Source organism: Aneurinibacillus danicus, from assembly GCF_007991215.1.
GTDB lineage: Bacteria > Bacillota > Bacilli > Aneurinibacillales > Aneurinibacillaceae > Aneurinibacillus > Aneurinibacillus danicus.
The window spans coordinates 53,595-68,805 of record NZ_BJXX01000052.1 but is presented as its reverse complement, the minus strand read 5'-3'; the positions used below and the strand labels follow the sequence as shown (position 1 = coordinate 68,805).

General features: G+C 50.0%; 16 protein-coding genes. 14 read left to right on the top strand and 2 right to left on the bottom strand.

Annotation, left to right across the window (positions count from 1 at the left end):
* The first annotated feature begins 15 nt into the window (after positions 1-15).
* The 7 genes from ADA01nite_RS06220 (at position 16) to ADA01nite_RS06190 (ending at position 5,291) form a co-directional block, all read left to right on the top strand.
* Complete coding sequence (locus ADA01nite_RS06220) at positions 16-660, top strand: site-2 protease family protein (protein ID WP_146809090.1); 645 nt, start codon at positions 16-18, stop codon at positions 658-660.
* Positions 661-675: 15 nt separating this feature from the next.
* A complete protein-coding gene (locus tag ADA01nite_RS06215; protein ID WP_146809098.1) occupies positions 676-1,431 on the top strand; it encodes a segregation and condensation protein A in 756 nt (251 codons plus the stop codon).
* Positions 1,431-2,012, top strand: coding sequence for an SMC-Scp complex subunit ScpB (gene scpB / locus ADA01nite_RS06210; RefSeq protein WP_146809097.1), 582 nt, complete (start codon positions 1,431-1,433; stop codon positions 2,010-2,012). Before ADA01nite_RS06215 ends, scpB begins: the two co-directional genes overlap by 1 nt.
* 255 nt (positions 2,013-2,267) lie before the next feature.
* Entirely contained in the window at positions 2,268-3,332 is a 1,065-nt protein-coding gene (locus tag ADA01nite_RS06205; protein ID WP_146809096.1) for a D-alanyl-D-alanine carboxypeptidase family protein, read from the top strand.
* Positions 3,333-3,920 carry a nucleoside recognition domain-containing protein gene (locus ADA01nite_RS06200; RefSeq protein ID WP_146809089.1) on the top strand — a complete coding sequence of 196 codons (588 nt, stop codon included), beginning with the start codon at positions 3,333-3,335 and terminating at the stop codon, positions 3,918-3,920.
* The gene (locus ADA01nite_RS06195; RefSeq protein WP_146809088.1) at positions 3,920-4,453 is read left to right on the top strand and encodes a spore maturation protein; all 534 of its coding nucleotides are present in this window, start codon (positions 3,920-3,922) and stop codon (positions 4,451-4,453) included. The genes ADA01nite_RS06200 and ADA01nite_RS06195 overlap by 1 nt, the downstream gene beginning before the upstream one ends.
* 91 nt (positions 4,454-4,544) lie before the next feature.
* Positions 4,545-5,291 carry a pseudouridine synthase gene (locus ADA01nite_RS06190; RefSeq protein ID WP_146809087.1) on the top strand — a complete coding sequence of 249 codons (747 nt, stop codon included), beginning with the start codon at positions 4,545-4,547 and terminating at the stop codon, positions 5,289-5,291.
* Positions 5,292-5,428: 137 nt separating this feature from the next.
* On the opposite strand, the gene ADA01nite_RS06185 is transcribed toward ADA01nite_RS06190, so the two are convergent.
* Positions 5,429-5,620, bottom strand: coding sequence for a hypothetical protein (locus ADA01nite_RS06185; protein WP_146809086.1), 192 nt, complete (start codon positions 5,618-5,620; stop codon positions 5,429-5,431).
* A 324-nt stretch (positions 5,621-5,944) separates the two neighbouring features.
* Between ADA01nite_RS06185 and resA the strand changes: the two genes are divergently transcribed.
* From resA to ccsB, 3 genes are read left to right on the top strand one after another with little or no spacing between them, the layout of a single operon-like run.
* On the top strand, positions 5,945-6,469 hold the full coding sequence (gene resA / locus ADA01nite_RS06180; protein ID WP_146809085.1) for a thiol-disulfide oxidoreductase ResA: 525 nt from the start codon (positions 5,945-5,947) through the stop codon (positions 6,467-6,469).
* Positions 6,470-6,487: 18 nt separating this feature from the next.
* Entirely contained in the window at positions 6,488-8,107 is a 1,620-nt protein-coding gene (gene resB / locus ADA01nite_RS06175; RefSeq protein WP_246147242.1) for a cytochrome c biogenesis protein ResB, read from the top strand.
* 26 nt (positions 8,108-8,133) lie between these two features.
* Positions 8,134-9,321 carry a c-type cytochrome biogenesis protein CcsB gene (ccsB, locus tag ADA01nite_RS06170; protein ID WP_146809094.1) on the top strand — a complete coding sequence of 396 codons (1,188 nt, stop codon included), beginning with the start codon at positions 8,134-8,136 and terminating at the stop codon, positions 9,319-9,321.
* Between the two features lie 99 nt (positions 9,322-9,420).
* Here ccsB and ADA01nite_RS06165 read toward each other — a convergent pair whose 3' ends face one another.
* Positions 9,421-9,639, bottom strand: a complete 219-nt coding sequence (locus ADA01nite_RS06165; protein WP_146809084.1) for a hypothetical protein — start codon at positions 9,637-9,639, stop codon at positions 9,421-9,423.
* A gap of 184 nt (positions 9,640-9,823) precedes the next feature.
* On the opposite strand from ADA01nite_RS06165, the gene ADA01nite_RS06160 reads away from it, so the two are divergent.
* From ADA01nite_RS06160 to ADA01nite_RS06145, 4 genes are all read left to right on the top strand, one after another.
* A complete protein-coding gene (locus tag ADA01nite_RS06160) occupies positions 9,824-10,537 on the top strand; it encodes a response regulator (RefSeq protein WP_146809083.1) in 714 nt (237 codons plus the stop codon).
* Positions 10,538-12,364 (top strand): ATP-binding protein, encoded by a 1,827-nt coding sequence (locus ADA01nite_RS06155; RefSeq protein ID WP_246147241.1) that lies wholly within the window; start codon positions 10,538-10,540, stop codon positions 12,362-12,364.
* Positions 12,361-13,566 (top strand): DEAD/DEAH box helicase, encoded by a 1,206-nt coding sequence (locus tag ADA01nite_RS06150; RefSeq protein WP_146809082.1) that lies wholly within the window; start codon positions 12,361-12,363, stop codon positions 13,564-13,566. Before ADA01nite_RS06155 ends, ADA01nite_RS06150 begins: the two co-directional genes overlap by 4 nt.
* Before the next feature lie 108 nt (positions 13,567-13,674).
* On the top strand, positions 13,675-15,201 hold the full coding sequence (locus ADA01nite_RS06145) for a spore germination protein (RefSeq protein WP_146809081.1): 1,527 nt from the start codon (positions 13,675-13,677) through the stop codon (positions 15,199-15,201).
* The last annotated feature ends 10 nt before the right edge of the window (positions 15,202-15,211 follow it).

Genomic DNA, 15,211 nt, shown 5'->3' with positions numbered 1-15,211 from the left:
GAAAAAGGGGGAGCGGTGTTGTTCAATTTTGATTGGGATTCACTGTTATATCGGGTTATCGCATTTGTCATCGCTTTTTCTATTCACGAATGGGCGCATGCGTTTGTGGCTTATAAGCTCGGAGACAACACGGCGAAAAACGAAGGGCGCCTGACGCTGAATCCGGTCAGTCACGTCGAACCGTTCGGGATGCTGATGATTCTGTTCGGCCCGTTTGGATGGGCGCGCCCGGTGCCGGTCAACATGTTCCATTTTCGCGGCAATCGCCGTTTAGGCATGGTGTATGTGGCTATAGCGGGTCCGTTGACGAATTTGATTCTTGCCATTCTGTTCTTGCAGGTCAATTGGTATTTGCTATCTACAGGCACGCTGAATACATGGCCGCAATGGGCGGCGACACTGGTAGGGAATACGATTGCCTGGAGCTTCGCCATTAATGTGGCGCTGTTTGTATTCAATCTGCTGCCGGTAGCCCCGCTGGACGGCTCGAAAATTCTGCGCTATTCTTTGCCGCGCCGATTTGACGGCTTTTTTGAGAGAATGGAGCCGTATGGCACGTTTGTGCTGCTGCTGTTAATCTTTATTCCCGCTCTGGGTTCGTTCGTGCTATACAAGCCATACGAGTGGGTGCAGAACATACTGTTTTCCCTGGTGAGATAGGGAGGTGGATGTTTGATGGGTGTTGACATCAAACTGGATACGTTTGAAGGTCCGTTGGATCTTCTGCTGCATTTGATTGACCGGGCCGAAGTCGATATTTATGATATTCCGGTCGTAGAAATTACCGATCAATATATGAGCCATTTATATATCATGCAGGAGCTGCAACTGGATGTGGCCAGCGAATTTCTTGTCATGGCGGCGACGCTGCTTGCGATCAAGAGCAAGATGCTGCTGCCAAAGCGTGAGGAAGCAATGTATGACGAGTGGGGCATCGAGCCGTATGAAGAAGAGGAAGATCCCCGCGAAGAACTGGTCCAGCGCCTGCTGGAGTATAAAAAATATAAAAAAATCGCGGAAACGTTCCGTGAGCGGGAGAAGGAACAAAGCCGGGTATACACCCGGCCGGCCGAAGATTTGAGCCAGTTCATTCCCGAAGAAGAGAATCCGATTTCGAATGTGACAATCTATGACCTGGTAGATGCTTTGCAAAAAGCGTTCAAGCGTGTAAATCGTAAGGAACAAACGGTGAAGGTGCAGCGTGACGAGATTTCCTTAAAGGATCGTATCGCAGAAATTGATAAACTGCTTACGGTTGCGGGCGGACAGGTGTATTTCTCGCAGCTGTTTACGGAAAAAGAATCGAAAATCGAGATTGTAACAACGTTTCTTGCGCTGCTGGAGATGATGAAAAAGCGGACAGTTGCATGTCAGCAGGACGGGCTGTTTGCAGAGATTGTGGTGTTGCGGATGCAGGAGGATGCGGTATGATTGATGTAGAGCGGTTGAAAGCGATCGTGGAAGGGCTATTGTTTGTAGCGGGGGATGAAGGGATCGAAGCGAAGCAACTGGCTTCCATCCTGGATTTGGAACTTCACGAAGTTGTCGCCCTGATGGACGAGATGAAGAAAGATTACAAAGAGCAGCAGCGCGGGCTGCAGATTGTTGAGATTGCACAGGCATACCAGTTTACGACACGGCCCGAGTTCGCTGAGTATTTCGAAAAGTTGGCCTACACACCATCCTATGCTACGCTGTCTCAAGCAGCGCTCGAGACGCTGGCGATTATCGCGTACAAGCAGCCGATCACGCGCCTTGAGCTTGAAGAAATTCGCGGCGTAAAGTGCGAGAGTTCAATCTCGCGCCTGATAAGCAAGAACCTTATTAAAGAGGTAGGGCGGGCCGATGCGGTGGGCCGGCCAATCCTATACGGAACGACGAAAGAGTTCCTTGAATATTTCGGTCTGCGCAGCTTAGAAGATCTGCCACCGGTGCCTGATTTTTCGGCGGAAGGCGCGGATGTGGAGCAGGAAGCGTATCTGTTTTACAAGAAAGATAAAGACGAGAAATAATGCCCTGAGCAAATAGTCTGCTCGGGGCTTTTTTTACGGATAGAAAGCAGGGAAAAACGGCGAGGCGTATGCCGGCCGTTTGTCTTCTGTGTGGAAAAAGGACGAGCGGCAACGTCCGAGAGTTTTTCTTATTCCACTCATAATTTTGTGGATAAGCCATATACATGTACATAGAAAGAACAGGACAAACCGTCATCCGGGATAAGGGGGAGTAAAGTGAGGAAACTCGTTATTATACTCGTTATTTGTCTGTTGATGCTGCCGCAGCTTACGCAGGCGACGGGACCAGCTCCGCCGCCCGTATCCGCCGAAACAGCCGTGCTCATCGATGTCGCGAGCGGACGCATTCTGGCGGAGAAGCAGGGCGATAAGCGAATGCGCATCGCAAGCCTTACGAAGATTATGACCGCCATCGTCGCCCTTGAGGAAGGGAATAGCCAGGATATCGTCACGACGCCGAACAGTGCCTATGCAAAGGAAGGTTCTTCGATTTACTTGAAACGCGGCGAAAAAATGAAAATGGAAGACATGTTATACGGCCTGATGCTTCGTTCAGGCAATGACGCCGCTGTCGCCATTGCCGAGCACGTGGGGGGATCGATCGAGGGATTTGCCCGGCTAATGAACGAAAAAGCGGAGTACATCGGCATGGAGTCCAGCCATTTTACGAACCCGCACGGACTTGACGACAGTGATAATCATTATTCCACGGCACGGGACATGGCCATCCTTACGGCGTACGCCCTGCGTAACCCGGAATTCCGCAAAATTGTCTCTACTGAGGTCAAACACATTCCATGGGAAGGTGAGCAGTGGGATCGCAAGCTATTAAACAAAAACAAAATGCTGCGTTTGTATAAAGGAGCGGACGGAGTCAAAACCGGCTACACGAAGCTTGCGAAGCGCTGTTTGTCTTCATCCGCGACAAGGGACGGCCAGCAGCTTGCCGTCGTTGTATTGAACGCGCCGCAGGACTGGGACGATTCAATGAGCTGGCTCGACTACGGATTCAGTCAGTATCCCCGCACAGATATTGTCCGTGAGAATGAGCGGGTAGGCGAGGACAAGCAGGAAAATGGCGCGATCGCTTACTACAGCAGCCGCGCGTTCTCTTATCCGCTGACTGCGGAGGAGAAGTCGAAGGTAGGTAAGAGGATTGTACGTAACATCAAGCAGCCATTTCTTGAAATCACACTGGACGATACGGTAATCGGACGGGTGGCGCTCACGCTGGAACAGGAGACAATGGCCCAGGCTATCGGGCACCGCTTCACGTCAAATCTGGAGTCGTTCGTACGAACGATGCTGGAGGGAATATAAATGGTTAATTATATCTGGGCGGGCATGATTTTTATCGGTATCGCTACCGCATTTGTCACGGGAAATGTCGAGGCGGTTAACAAAGCTGTATTTGAAGGAGCAAAAACGGGCGTTACCGTCACCTTCGGTTTAATTAGCATCCTGATATTTTGGATGGGTGTAATGAAAGTAGCGGAAGAGGCCGGCCTCTTGAAGCAGATGGCCCGCCTGCTCGGTCCCATCGCCCGCTGGCTGTTTCCGACGGTGCCGAAAGATCATCCGGCATTTGGCTATATTCTGTCCAACATGGCGGCCAATATCTTTGGATTGGGCAATGCGGCGACGCCGATGGGGATTAAGGCAATGCAGGAGCTGCAAAAGCTTAATCCTGATCCTAATACGGCCACACCTGCAATGTGTACGCTGCTCGCGTTGAATACGGCAAGCATTACCTTGATTCCGACTACCATCATTGCCATCCGTATGAATTACAATTCGGTCAATCCGGCGGAGATTGTCGGTACGACGCTGCTGGCTACGTTTATCGCCACATTCAGCGCAATACTTATCGACCGGTGGTATCAACGAAAGGAGTGGAAGCGGCAGTAATGTATGCACTTGTGACACAGCTATCGACCTGGGCCATTCCACTGCTTCTGTCGTATGTATTGGCGTATGCCCTATACAAAAAAGTGCCGGTATACGATACGTTCACATCCGGGGCAAAAGCGGGCTTCGGAACGGCGATTCGCATCATGCCCCATCTAGTCGGGATGATGGTGGCGATTACCATCTTCCGTGAATCGGGTGCGATGGACCTGCTGCTGAAGACAATTCGCCCGCTGCTTGACCTGATACATTTTCCGGTGGAGGTGCTGCCACTTTCCTTGCTGCGTCCGATTACCGGATCCGGCTCACTTGCGATTACAACCGACTTAATCGCCCAGTATGGACCCGATTCCTATATTGGACGTCTGGCGAGCACGATACAGGGCAGTACAGATACGACACTATATGTGTTGACGGTGTATTTTGGCGCGGTGGCGGTACGGAATACGAAATATGCGCTGAAAGTCGGTTTGCTGTCGGATCTTGTCGGCGTTCTCGCCTCATTGTTTGTCGTCTGGATGGTATTCGGATAAGCTCCCGCTTCTCGTAAGAGACGGGAGCTTTTTGCTTAACATTGTGTCCGGCGGACGAGAGAGGTATGATGGGGGAGGAGGTAGATAAGAAATGGAACGATTGCAAAAAATTATGGCCCAGGCAGGGGTAGCTTCACGGAGAAAGTGTGAAGAATTCATTTTGGCCGGGCGCGTGAAAGTCAATGGGATTGTTGTGCGCGAGCTTGGCTTTAAAGCCGACCCGTTGAACGATGAGATTGAGGTGGACGGCAAAATCATCGCCCGTGAGCGTCCTGTGTACTTTCTATTAAATAAACCGATTGGCTATATTACATCCGTTACTGATCCGCAGGGGAGAAAGACGGTATTGGATTTAATGAATCGGGTGCAGGAGAGGATTTACCCGGTAGGAAGGCTTGACTACGATACGTCCGGCCTGCTGCTCCTCACAAATGACGGCGAGTTCGCCAATCACATCATGCATCCGCGCCATGAGCTGGATAAAGTGTATGAAGCGGTCGTAAAGGGAAGGATGGAAGAAAGGGCGCTTGCACGGCTCCGACAGGGGGTCATGCTTGAAGACGGAATGACCGCGCCGGCTGAAGCGGTCCGGCTTCGCTATCAGGAAAAAGAGGGGACAAGCGTGATTCAACTTACCATTCATGAGGGACGCAACCGTCAGGTGCGGCGGATGTGCGAAGCAGTCGGCCATCCGGTTGTTAAACTGAAGCGTATTCGCCTGGCCTTTCTTACGCTTGATGGTGTGCCGGAAGGAAAATACCGTCCGCTAACGGGAGAAGAAGTTGCACGCCTGACTTTTGCGGTACGAAGGAAAAGAGAGAAGAGAACGAGGGGGTGATTTCAATGGGGAAAAAGGCGAACACCTTTTTCTTCCTTAGATCTTTTTTCTCTCTCCTTCCTTCTTTATTTCAGGATTTTCACAGAAAAATGGCTGGAAATCGCCATTTCTTTAAAACCAGATATTTATGCATGAAGCTACCATGTAATGTCATAGATATCCACGCGGGGAATCACTTCGAACAGGTCCTGTTTATTCGGCACAATTAAAATCACCTGTTCGTCCGTCACGTTGTACAAATCGCCTGTCACTTTCTGATTTTTCGTATGTACAGTAACGGTCGCATGGCGCTGCAGCAAAGCGTTCCACTGCATCTCAGTCGGGATCATCTCGCGTCCACTCCTTTTTCTTTATCGAACGTTGAGCCGGTCGTGCGGCTTAAGATAGATTCAATTCTACAACGAATAAATACATATGTAAATAAATATTTATGCATTATTTGACCCGTTTTTTCGTAAGCATGCCTGTGGATTTGCATGAAAAGCAAATTGCGATAAGCTAATATTGTAGGTAAATGGAAATGTTTGCTGTCACGAAACGTTCAAAAAGTAGGTGAAGTGTTAATTTTTATTGCCGTTATAATGTGTATAGTTATCCTTGATTTGACAATGAAAACAGTAGCTACTGCAGTGTGTTGAGGAGGGTGCCCAAGTATGGGAACGCGTAAGGTAACACGGCTAATCGTCTTGGCGGTCATCGTTCTGGCGGTTGGCTGGACATTTTACAGCGCATTTTTTAAAGACAAGACGACGGTACAGGTCGGCAAACCAGTGCCTGATTTCGTCGCCCAGCAGGTCGGCGGTGGAAAAGTCCAGCTGAGCCAGTTGAAGGGCAAGGCGGTCGTATTGAATTTCTGGGGAACGTACTGTCCGCCGTGCCGCGAAGAGATGGCGGATTTGAATAAAGCGGCGAAAGAATTTGCGGATAAGAACGTGGTGATTCTCGCGCTTAATGTAGGAGAATCGGAAATTCCGGTCCAATCGTTTGCCCGCCAGTACAAATTGGATGCGCTGCCACTATTAATGGATCCGTCGCGGGCCATTACTCGCAAATACCAGATCGGCGAAATGCCTTCTACGTTTTTTATAAAAGCGGATGGAACGCTCTATAAGCACATTGTGGGCGGTCCGATGTCATATCAGACGATTCATGATAATATGCAACAGATTGCTCCGTAAGAAATTTGAGGTGAAACCATGTTGGACAATGTGAAATGCGAATGCGGGCATTCGAATCCGGTCGGTACCATGCTGTGCGAATCATGCGGAGCCCCGCTTGCGAGCGAGGTTGCTGGTAAGAAGGTGGATATGCGTTACGAAGGCGCGGCCCGGCGTTCGCAAACATACCACAAAACGATCGTAGACCGCATCTGGAACTTCTTCTCTTCGGTGCGCAATGCGGTCATCATGATTGTGTTGACGCTTATCGCATCGGCCATCGGTACGGTGTTTCCACAGGAGCGCTATATTCCGGTGCCGAAACCGGCGGAGCAGTACTACCCGGAAGCCTATGGAACTCTCGGGCTTATTTATTATAGACTCGGCTTTCATAATTTATATTCTTCCTGGTGGTTTATCGCGCTTATGTTAGGAATTGGTATCTCGCTTGTTGTCTGCAGCCTCGACCGTGTCGTGCCGCTGTATCGCGCGCTGAAAACACAGCGCGTCAAAAGGGACAAGCGTTTCCTCCAAATCCAGAAAGTTAGTGTGGAGTTGAACGCCGAGGGCAAAGAGGTAGAACAGTTGACGGCTTCGCTTGAAGAAGCACTCAAGAAAAAACGTTATCACGTACGACGCGAAGAGAACGCTTTACTGGGTGAAAAAGGCCGGTTTAGCCGCTGGGGTCCGTATATCAACCACATCGGGCTCATTATCTTTTTGATCGGCTGTTTAATGCGCCTCATTCCCGGTTTCTATCTCGACCAGTATGTCTGGGTACGTGAAGGGCAAACCGTCCCGGTACCGGAGACAAACTATTATGTCAAAAACGAACAGTTCATTAAAGAGTACTACCAGGATGATGAATTTCCCGAGAAGCTGGACGTAAATGGTGTCATCGTAAAGGAATATAAAACAAAAGCGGTTCTCTATGAAAATGAAAACGCGGAAATTCCGGGTTCGGAACCGAAGTTAAAGCAGGTTGCGAAGCATGACATTGAGGTTAATCATCCATTAAAGTATGAAGGATTATTATTATATCAAGCAGGCGAACAAGAAAATCAACTGCAGGCGCTCAATCTAAATCTGGTTGATACAGCGACTAAAGAACCGCTGGGCAGCGTAAAACTGGACTTGCTGTCTCCGCCGAAAGAAATCAAAGTAAATGACAATGTAAAGGTACAGGTACTACAATATTTTCCTGATTTCGCCCTTGATGATATGAAGCAGCCGATTACGAAGTCGACGGAGCCGAATAATCCGGCATTTATCGTGAATACCATTTCTCCGAAGACACCGGACGGAGAGAAGCAGTGGATTTTCCTCGGCGATACGCTGACGGCAGACGGTAAAGATCCGAAAGTCACGTATGCGTTTGCCAAGCCGGACTTAGTCGATATGAGCGGATTGATGGTGCGTAAGGACGCAAGCCTGCCGATTATCTTCTTCGGCGCGGGGGTCAGTATGCTCGGTCTTGTGATGGGCTTCTACTGGCAGCATCGTCGTATCTGGTTCCAGGTTGAAGAAGAGAAGCTGCTGGTGGCAGCGCACACCAATAAAAACTGGTTTGGCATCAAGAATGAAGTCGTGAAAATTCTCGAAGCGAACGGGTACCATATCTCCGCCGCACAATTGGAGAAGGAGGCAAAACAATCGTGAATAGTCTCATCGGTCTCAGCAATACTATGCTGACCATCGCGTTTATTTTTTACTGTGTCGCAACGATTCTGTTTTTTGTTGCCGTAACGGGCAAGAGCTTCCGCAACCGTACGCCTGAGGAGCAGAGCCGTCGCGGCCGCTTCGCATACGCGGCGGCGGTCATCGGGTTTCTCGCGCATGCGGTGTTTATCGGAATTCGCTGGTATGTGGGCGGGCACATTCCAACCAGTAACATGTTTGAATTTATGCAGTTCCTTGGCTTTGCCATGACCCTTGCGTTTTTGGGGATATATCTTATTTACCGTATTCCGCTTATCGGCGCGTTTGTTATGCCATTCAGCGTGCTTATCGTTTCGTACGCAGCGGTATTTCCACGTGAAATCACGCCGTTAATTCCGGCACTGCAGAGCTATTGGCTGCAGATTCATGTAACGACTGCGGCGCTTGGTGAGGGTGCTTTTGCGGTCGGCTTTGCCGGCGGTTTAATGTACCTGCTGCGTACGCTTGATCCGAACGAGAAATCTAAGTCGGCCAGCTGGCTCGAATTTGTTATGTGGGTTATTTGTACACTGGTTGCTTTCATCGTACTTGTATTCTCTTTCCAGCTTGCAGGATATCAGGCCACATTTAAAGCGCCGTTTCAAATGTCGACCGGCCAGGTGGTAGATTCCCAGGTAAAATACCATATGCCGGCGATTGTCGGACCTAAAGACGGTACGCTTGAGACAACAGACAAGATGAAACCCTGGTTCGAGGCACCGGGATTCATGAAAGGAAACCAAGCGGCCCGCAAGTTCAATACGCTGATCTGGTCTGTGGCAGGTGGTACGCTGCTGTATGGAGCGGCCCGCCTGGCGCTGCGCCGCCGCATTTCCGGCGTGGTCGGCAGGTGGGTGCAGGATTTGGAACCGGATCTTGTTGATGAGATTAGCTACCGTGCCATCGCGATTGGTTTTCCAATCTTTACGCTTGGCGCGCTTATCTTCGCGATGATTTGGGCGCACGAGGCATGGGGACGGTTCTGGGGCTGGGACCCGAAAGAAGTATGGGCGCTGATTACATGGCTATTCTACAGCGCGTATCTCCACCTGCGCCTCTCCCGCGGCTGGCAGGGCAAGAGATCGGCGTGGATGGCCGTGATCGGCTTCATCATCGTCATGTTCAACCTTGTCTTCGTCAACCTTGTCATCTCGGGGCTTCATTCTTACGCGTAATTGAAATAATGATACGAAAGCGCCTCGCTCTGTATGATTTGAGCGAGGCGCTTTTTAAAGTAGTGACGGGCTAAGGAAAGAAAACCGCGTGCGAAGAGACTACTCGAAATCGTCAGGACTTTTTTCTTCAAGTTCGTTGTCTTGCATAAGGTTTTCCTGGCGGCTCTCAGGACGATGGGCGCTTAGTGGATTGTCACCCATCTGAGAGTATGTGTCATCGTCTCCGATAACGCCGCTCTGGTAGGCATTCATAATTTCCTGATTGACGATTTTTTCACCTTCGGAATCGTAGCGAATGTTTTGTTCCTGTTTTTTCATGGAAGCTCACTCCTTTCGCTCTTATATTGTTTCCACAACTCTCCAGATTAAAACAAAAGCTTGTCTTTTGTAACCTGGGTAACATATAATTTGTACGATTATGGTCACAAATTCGTTGCTTAAAATGGTAAAATAAGTAGAAAAACAGACTTATTATTGAAAATGTCAACTGAGGTGAAAGAAAATGGAACATCAAGCCAAAGTGCTCGTAGTAGACGATGAGGAACGTATCCGCCGCCTGCTGCGTATGTACTTGGAAAGAGAGAACTTCCAAATAGAGGAAGCTGAAGACGGAGAGCAGGCTCTTGAGATGGCGCTTGCTACCGACTATGATGTTATTTTGCTTGATTTAATGCTGCCGGGTATTGACGGTATTGAAGTATGTACACGGCTGCGCGAAAAGAAAGCGACCCCGGTTATTATGTTAACGGCAAAAGGTGAGGAAGCCAATCGCGTGCAGGGTTTTGAGTCCGGTACAGACGATTATGTGGTGAAGCCGTTCAGTCCGCGCGAAGTCGTATACAGGGTGAAAGCGCTCTTGCGCCGTTCGTCTGCAACCGCGTTTCTCACGACGCCGAGCAGTTCGCACAATGTGCTTGTCTTCCCGGATTTATCCATTGATCATGATGCGCATCGCGTGATGGTTGCCGGTGAAGAAGTAAGCCTGACGCCGAAAGAATATGAACTGCTTTATTACCTGGCGCGCCATCCGGACCGTGTCTTCTCCCGTGAGGATTTGCTCAAGGACGTATGGCATTATGAGTTCTTCGGAGACTTGCGTACCGTAGATACCCATATTAAACGTCTCCGGGAGAAGCTCAACAAAATTTCTCCGGCTGCAGCGAATATGATTGCGACCGTTTGGGGAATCGGATACAAGCTTGAGGTGCCAAAGTAAGTGTTAAACCGGGTTGTTTTTAAGCTTTGGATTACAATCATCGGTCTGGTTGCTGTCGTATTGACTGTGCTTAGCCTGACGCTTATGTCCTTTTTGGACGAATTCTACGAGCGGCAGCGTACGGAGGACTTAAAGCAGTTGGCGCAAAATATGGCGCATGTCATTCTTGTTTACAAAGACAGCGAGAAAACGCTTAACATTGCCAGAGAACTGGTGGATGTGTATGATACGCGGATGGTACTTACCGGTTCGCTCGGGAATTATAATCAGGACAGTGCAGCGCCAAACAATGCTTCCATTCCGGAAGTAAGGCCGGAAGAGTTCCTGAAACATCCGGTACTGAGACAGGCGAGGGACAATGATCGTATTGCCGTTACGCGGGACTTTTTCTCGGTTTTGCCGCCCAAAAGCAGCGTACCGCATTACGAAGAGTTTGTTGTGGTAGCAGTTCCCCTTCATTCGCAGGGATTGAATAGCGAGCTGATTTTATATCAGACGATGGAAGAATTGAGGGAGACGACCTATAAGACGACCCGGTTAATCTTTTACGCCGCTGCCATTGGCATTATTTTGACGACATTTTTTGCTTTTTTCCTATCGTCCCGGGTTACGCAACCGCTCCGTTCCATGAAGGAAGCGGCTGATTCATACGCACGCGGCGATTTCTCGACGCAAATTTCCATTCGGACGAACGATGAAATAGGGGATTTGGCCAGCACATTCAACCACATGGCTGGTCGGCTGAACGATTTAATTGTTGCGCTCTCCCGTGAAAAAGAACAGGTGGCGAGCGTGCTGAAAAGCATGGTGGACGGTGTAATGACTTTCGACCGCAACGGGCACATTATTGTTACGAACCCACCGGCTGATGAATTGCTGAAAGCTTGGGAGTATGAGCAAGGCGGCGCAGAAGCTGAAGAAGACGAAAGCGATCAGGGAAAAGGACTTCCTCCTTCTATGCGCTCTATTCTGGAGCAAGTTGTAAAAAACGAGGAAGAAGTTGTAACGGACGTGATTGTGCAAGGACGGATTTATGCCGTTGTTATGGCGCCGCTGTATGATGATGCTCAGGTACGCGGCGCTGTGGCCGTGCTGCGTGACATGACGCAGGAACGCCGTCTCGATAAGCTTCGCAAAGATTTTGTCGCCAATGTCTCGCATGAGCTGCGAACGCCGCTCGTGATGCTGCAGGGCTACAGCGAAGCGATTATTGACGATATCGCTGAGTCGCAGGAAGAAAAGAAAGAATTAGCCCAGATCATTTATGACGAATCACTGCGCATGTCGCGCCTCGTCAACGAGCTGCTTGACCTGGCCCGTATGGAAGCCGGGCATATTCCACTGGAGATTCAGCCTGCGAATCTGCTGCAGCTCGAAGATAAAGTCATTCGCAAATTCGGCGGGGTAGCCAAAGAGCAGGGAATTCATCTGCAGTTGGATTGGCAGGCGGCGGATGGGACGTTCTACTTTGACAACGATCGGATGGAGCAGGTGTTAACCAACCTGGTTGATAATGCGATCCGCCATACCGGACATGGTGGAACGGTCACGCTGCGTACGTTCATACAGGATGAGATGTACACGATTGAAGTAACCGATACCGGAAGCGGCATTCCGGCGGAGGATCTGCCGTTTGTATTCGAGCGATTCTATAAAGCCGACAAAGCCCGGACACGCGGCCGTGCCGGAACGGGTCTGGGACTGTCGATTGTAAAAAATATTGTACAAGGCCATCACGGTACGATTACCGTACGCAGCAAGCTGGGCGAGGGCACAACGTTCTCCATCCAGCTGCCGACTCAGCCTGAGGAAGGGAAGCACGGATGAAAACTTTTGCCGAAAGTACGCTTGCCCCTTTTTTGTTAAAAGGGCTTGCGAATATGAATATCAAGGCGCCGACACCGATTCAACAGCAGGCCATTCCGTTTCTGCTCGAAGGATGGAGTGTGGTAGGCGAATCACAGACAGGCACGGGCAAGACGCTTGCTTATCTGCTTCCGCTGCTGCAGCGGATTCAAGCGGACAGTTCCGCGACCCAGGCGCTAATCTTGGCCCCTACCCGCGAATTAACCGTGCAGATTCGCCACGTGCTTGATGAATTATGCAACGCAACCGACATTCGTTTTCAAATTATTATGGGCGGTGTGGACATCAAGCGCCAGATGGAAAAACTGAAACAGAAACCACACATTATCGTCGGATCGCCAGGTCGCATCTATGATTTAATCGAGAAGAAAAAGCTGAAAGTGCACGAAGTCAAGATGGTGGTCATTGACGAGGCCGATCAGATGCTGGAATCCGGCATGATCCGCGAAGTGGAAGCGGTTGTGCAGCGAACGCCACGGGATCGGCAGCTATCCGTCTTCTCGGCCACGATTTCGCCGCTGGTAGAAGAGTGGGGCAGGAAGTGGACGGATCAGGAGCCAAAGGTGATTAAAATTCGTGCGAAGTCTCGCCTGCCGGAGCTCATCGAACAGTATTTCATTGTGACACCGGAGCGGGAGAAATTTGAAACGCTGCGTCGTTTGCTGCATGCACTGAACCCGGAACGTGCGCTGATTTTCGTCAAAAAACTGCATCAGGTAGCCGACATTGCGAATTGGCTTGCTGCCAAGGGAGTGTCCATCGCCGGCATTCACAGCGAAACGAGAAAAGCGGAACGCGAGCAGGCGATGAATAGCATCCGCAGAGGTGACATCCGATGTTTGGTAACGACTGACCTGCTGGCGCGTGGACTTGATATTGACGATGTTACGCATGTCATTAACTTTGATTTGCCGCTTGATACGGACGGCTATATCCACCGGGTAGGCCGGACTGGCCGTGCGGGCAAAGGTGGCATGGCGGTGACACTGCTTGAGCCGAAAGAAAAGTTTATGGCCGGCAAGCTCGCCAAACAGCTTCATATTGAAATGCCGGAGCGCGTGTTGTTTCAAGGACGGCTTATATCGCCGCAGGAGCGGCGCCCCCGTCCGCCATTAAAGAAAAAACAAAATACCAAATTCAAAAAGACGCATAACAGGAAATAAATGAGTGCAGCCGACCTCGAATGAGGCCGGCTGTTTTTGTTTGTGTGAGCGGATAATTTTTGCCTAATCATCCAAGCTAAGTAACAGAAGCCAAAAGGAGGGGAGAGCATGCTGCGTTTTCTTAAACGAATCTTTCAGCACCGCGTCTATTCTCACGGAAATGTTTCCCATTCCTCTTCCGACATGATAGACCATATGTCAAAAAAAATGGGAAAAGGAGCGGAAGCCGATTTTGCACGTTTGTCTACTTTGTGTAAAATGACGGATTTTTGCCACCGCCGCTTAGAGTCGGTGATTTGCTGTTATATGAGTACGATTGTCCTTCCGGAATATATAGATACGTATGTAATCCGGCCGTTGTCCGCCCATTTTATACGCGGTGAAGTAAAAGCCATGAACGAAATGCTGGGCGGCAGCGAAACAGAACAGGTGGAGGACATTGAAGCTTGTATAACAAAGCTTGTACAGGGCTGGGCCATTGTCCTGCATGACGAAGGGTTTCCGATCGCGGTGAATGTGTTTCGTGCCCCGGAACGGTCTGTGGAGCCGTCGGAAAATGAGACGACCATTTTCGGACCACAGGAAAACTTCATTGAATCGTTGATGACGAACGTAGGCATGCTTCGCAAGCGTATGAGGTCGGCTGACTTGCGCTTCGATATTTTGCTTGTCGGTAAACGGACGAATACGATGGTCGGTGTTCTGTGGATGGAAGGGCTGGCCAATCCGTGGAATGTGGGCGAGATGAAGCGGCGGCTTGAAAGCATACAGCGCGACGGCATTACGGACATTGCGGAATTGACCGAATTTGTAGAAGACAATCCGTATTCCCCGTTCCCTAACTTTGTTTCTTCCACACAGCCGTCAAAGGCAATATCGGCGCTTCTGGACGGCAAGATTGTCGTGCTCGCGGACGGCTCCCCTTATGCATGGATCGCCCCCAGTACATTCTGGGAATTTTTGCAGTCGCCTGACGATTATTATAACCGCTGGCTGTCCGCCTCGCTGCTCCGTTTTTTGCGCATGGTCGGGCTGTTTGCCGCCCTGTTTTTTACAGCCATTTATGTGGCGATAGCTACATTTCATTATCAAATGATTCCAAGCGATATGTTGATGACGCTTCTGAGGACGCGGTCGAAAGTTCCGTTTCCTCCATTGTATGAAGCGCTGCTTATGGAAGTAACCATCGAGTTCCTGCGCGAAGCGGGTGCGCGCCTGCCGACCAAAATCGGGCAGACCATCGGTATTGTCGGCGGTATCGTAATCGGGCAGGCTGCGGTAAGCGCAGGATTTACAAGTAACTTTCTCATCATTGCGGTTGCCACTTCCACCATTTCTTCTTTTGTGATTCCGTCATATTTGCTCGCAAATGCGGTACGTGTCATTCGCTATGCGATTATTATCCTGTCTGCATTCTTTGGAATCATTGGTATTGTTATCGGATTTGTAGTCGTTATGCTTCACCTGCTGGAAATGCGCTCTCTTGGCGCGCCATACCTGTCACCGCTCATCCCTATCCGTGTAGCTGACTGGAAAGACAGTGTTATTCGGTTTCCATTTTCGCTGTTTTTAAACAGGTCTTCTTTGAATCGTGCACAGGATGTCCGTCGTGGAAACGGCAACAAGCCTAGCTGAAGGAGTGTGG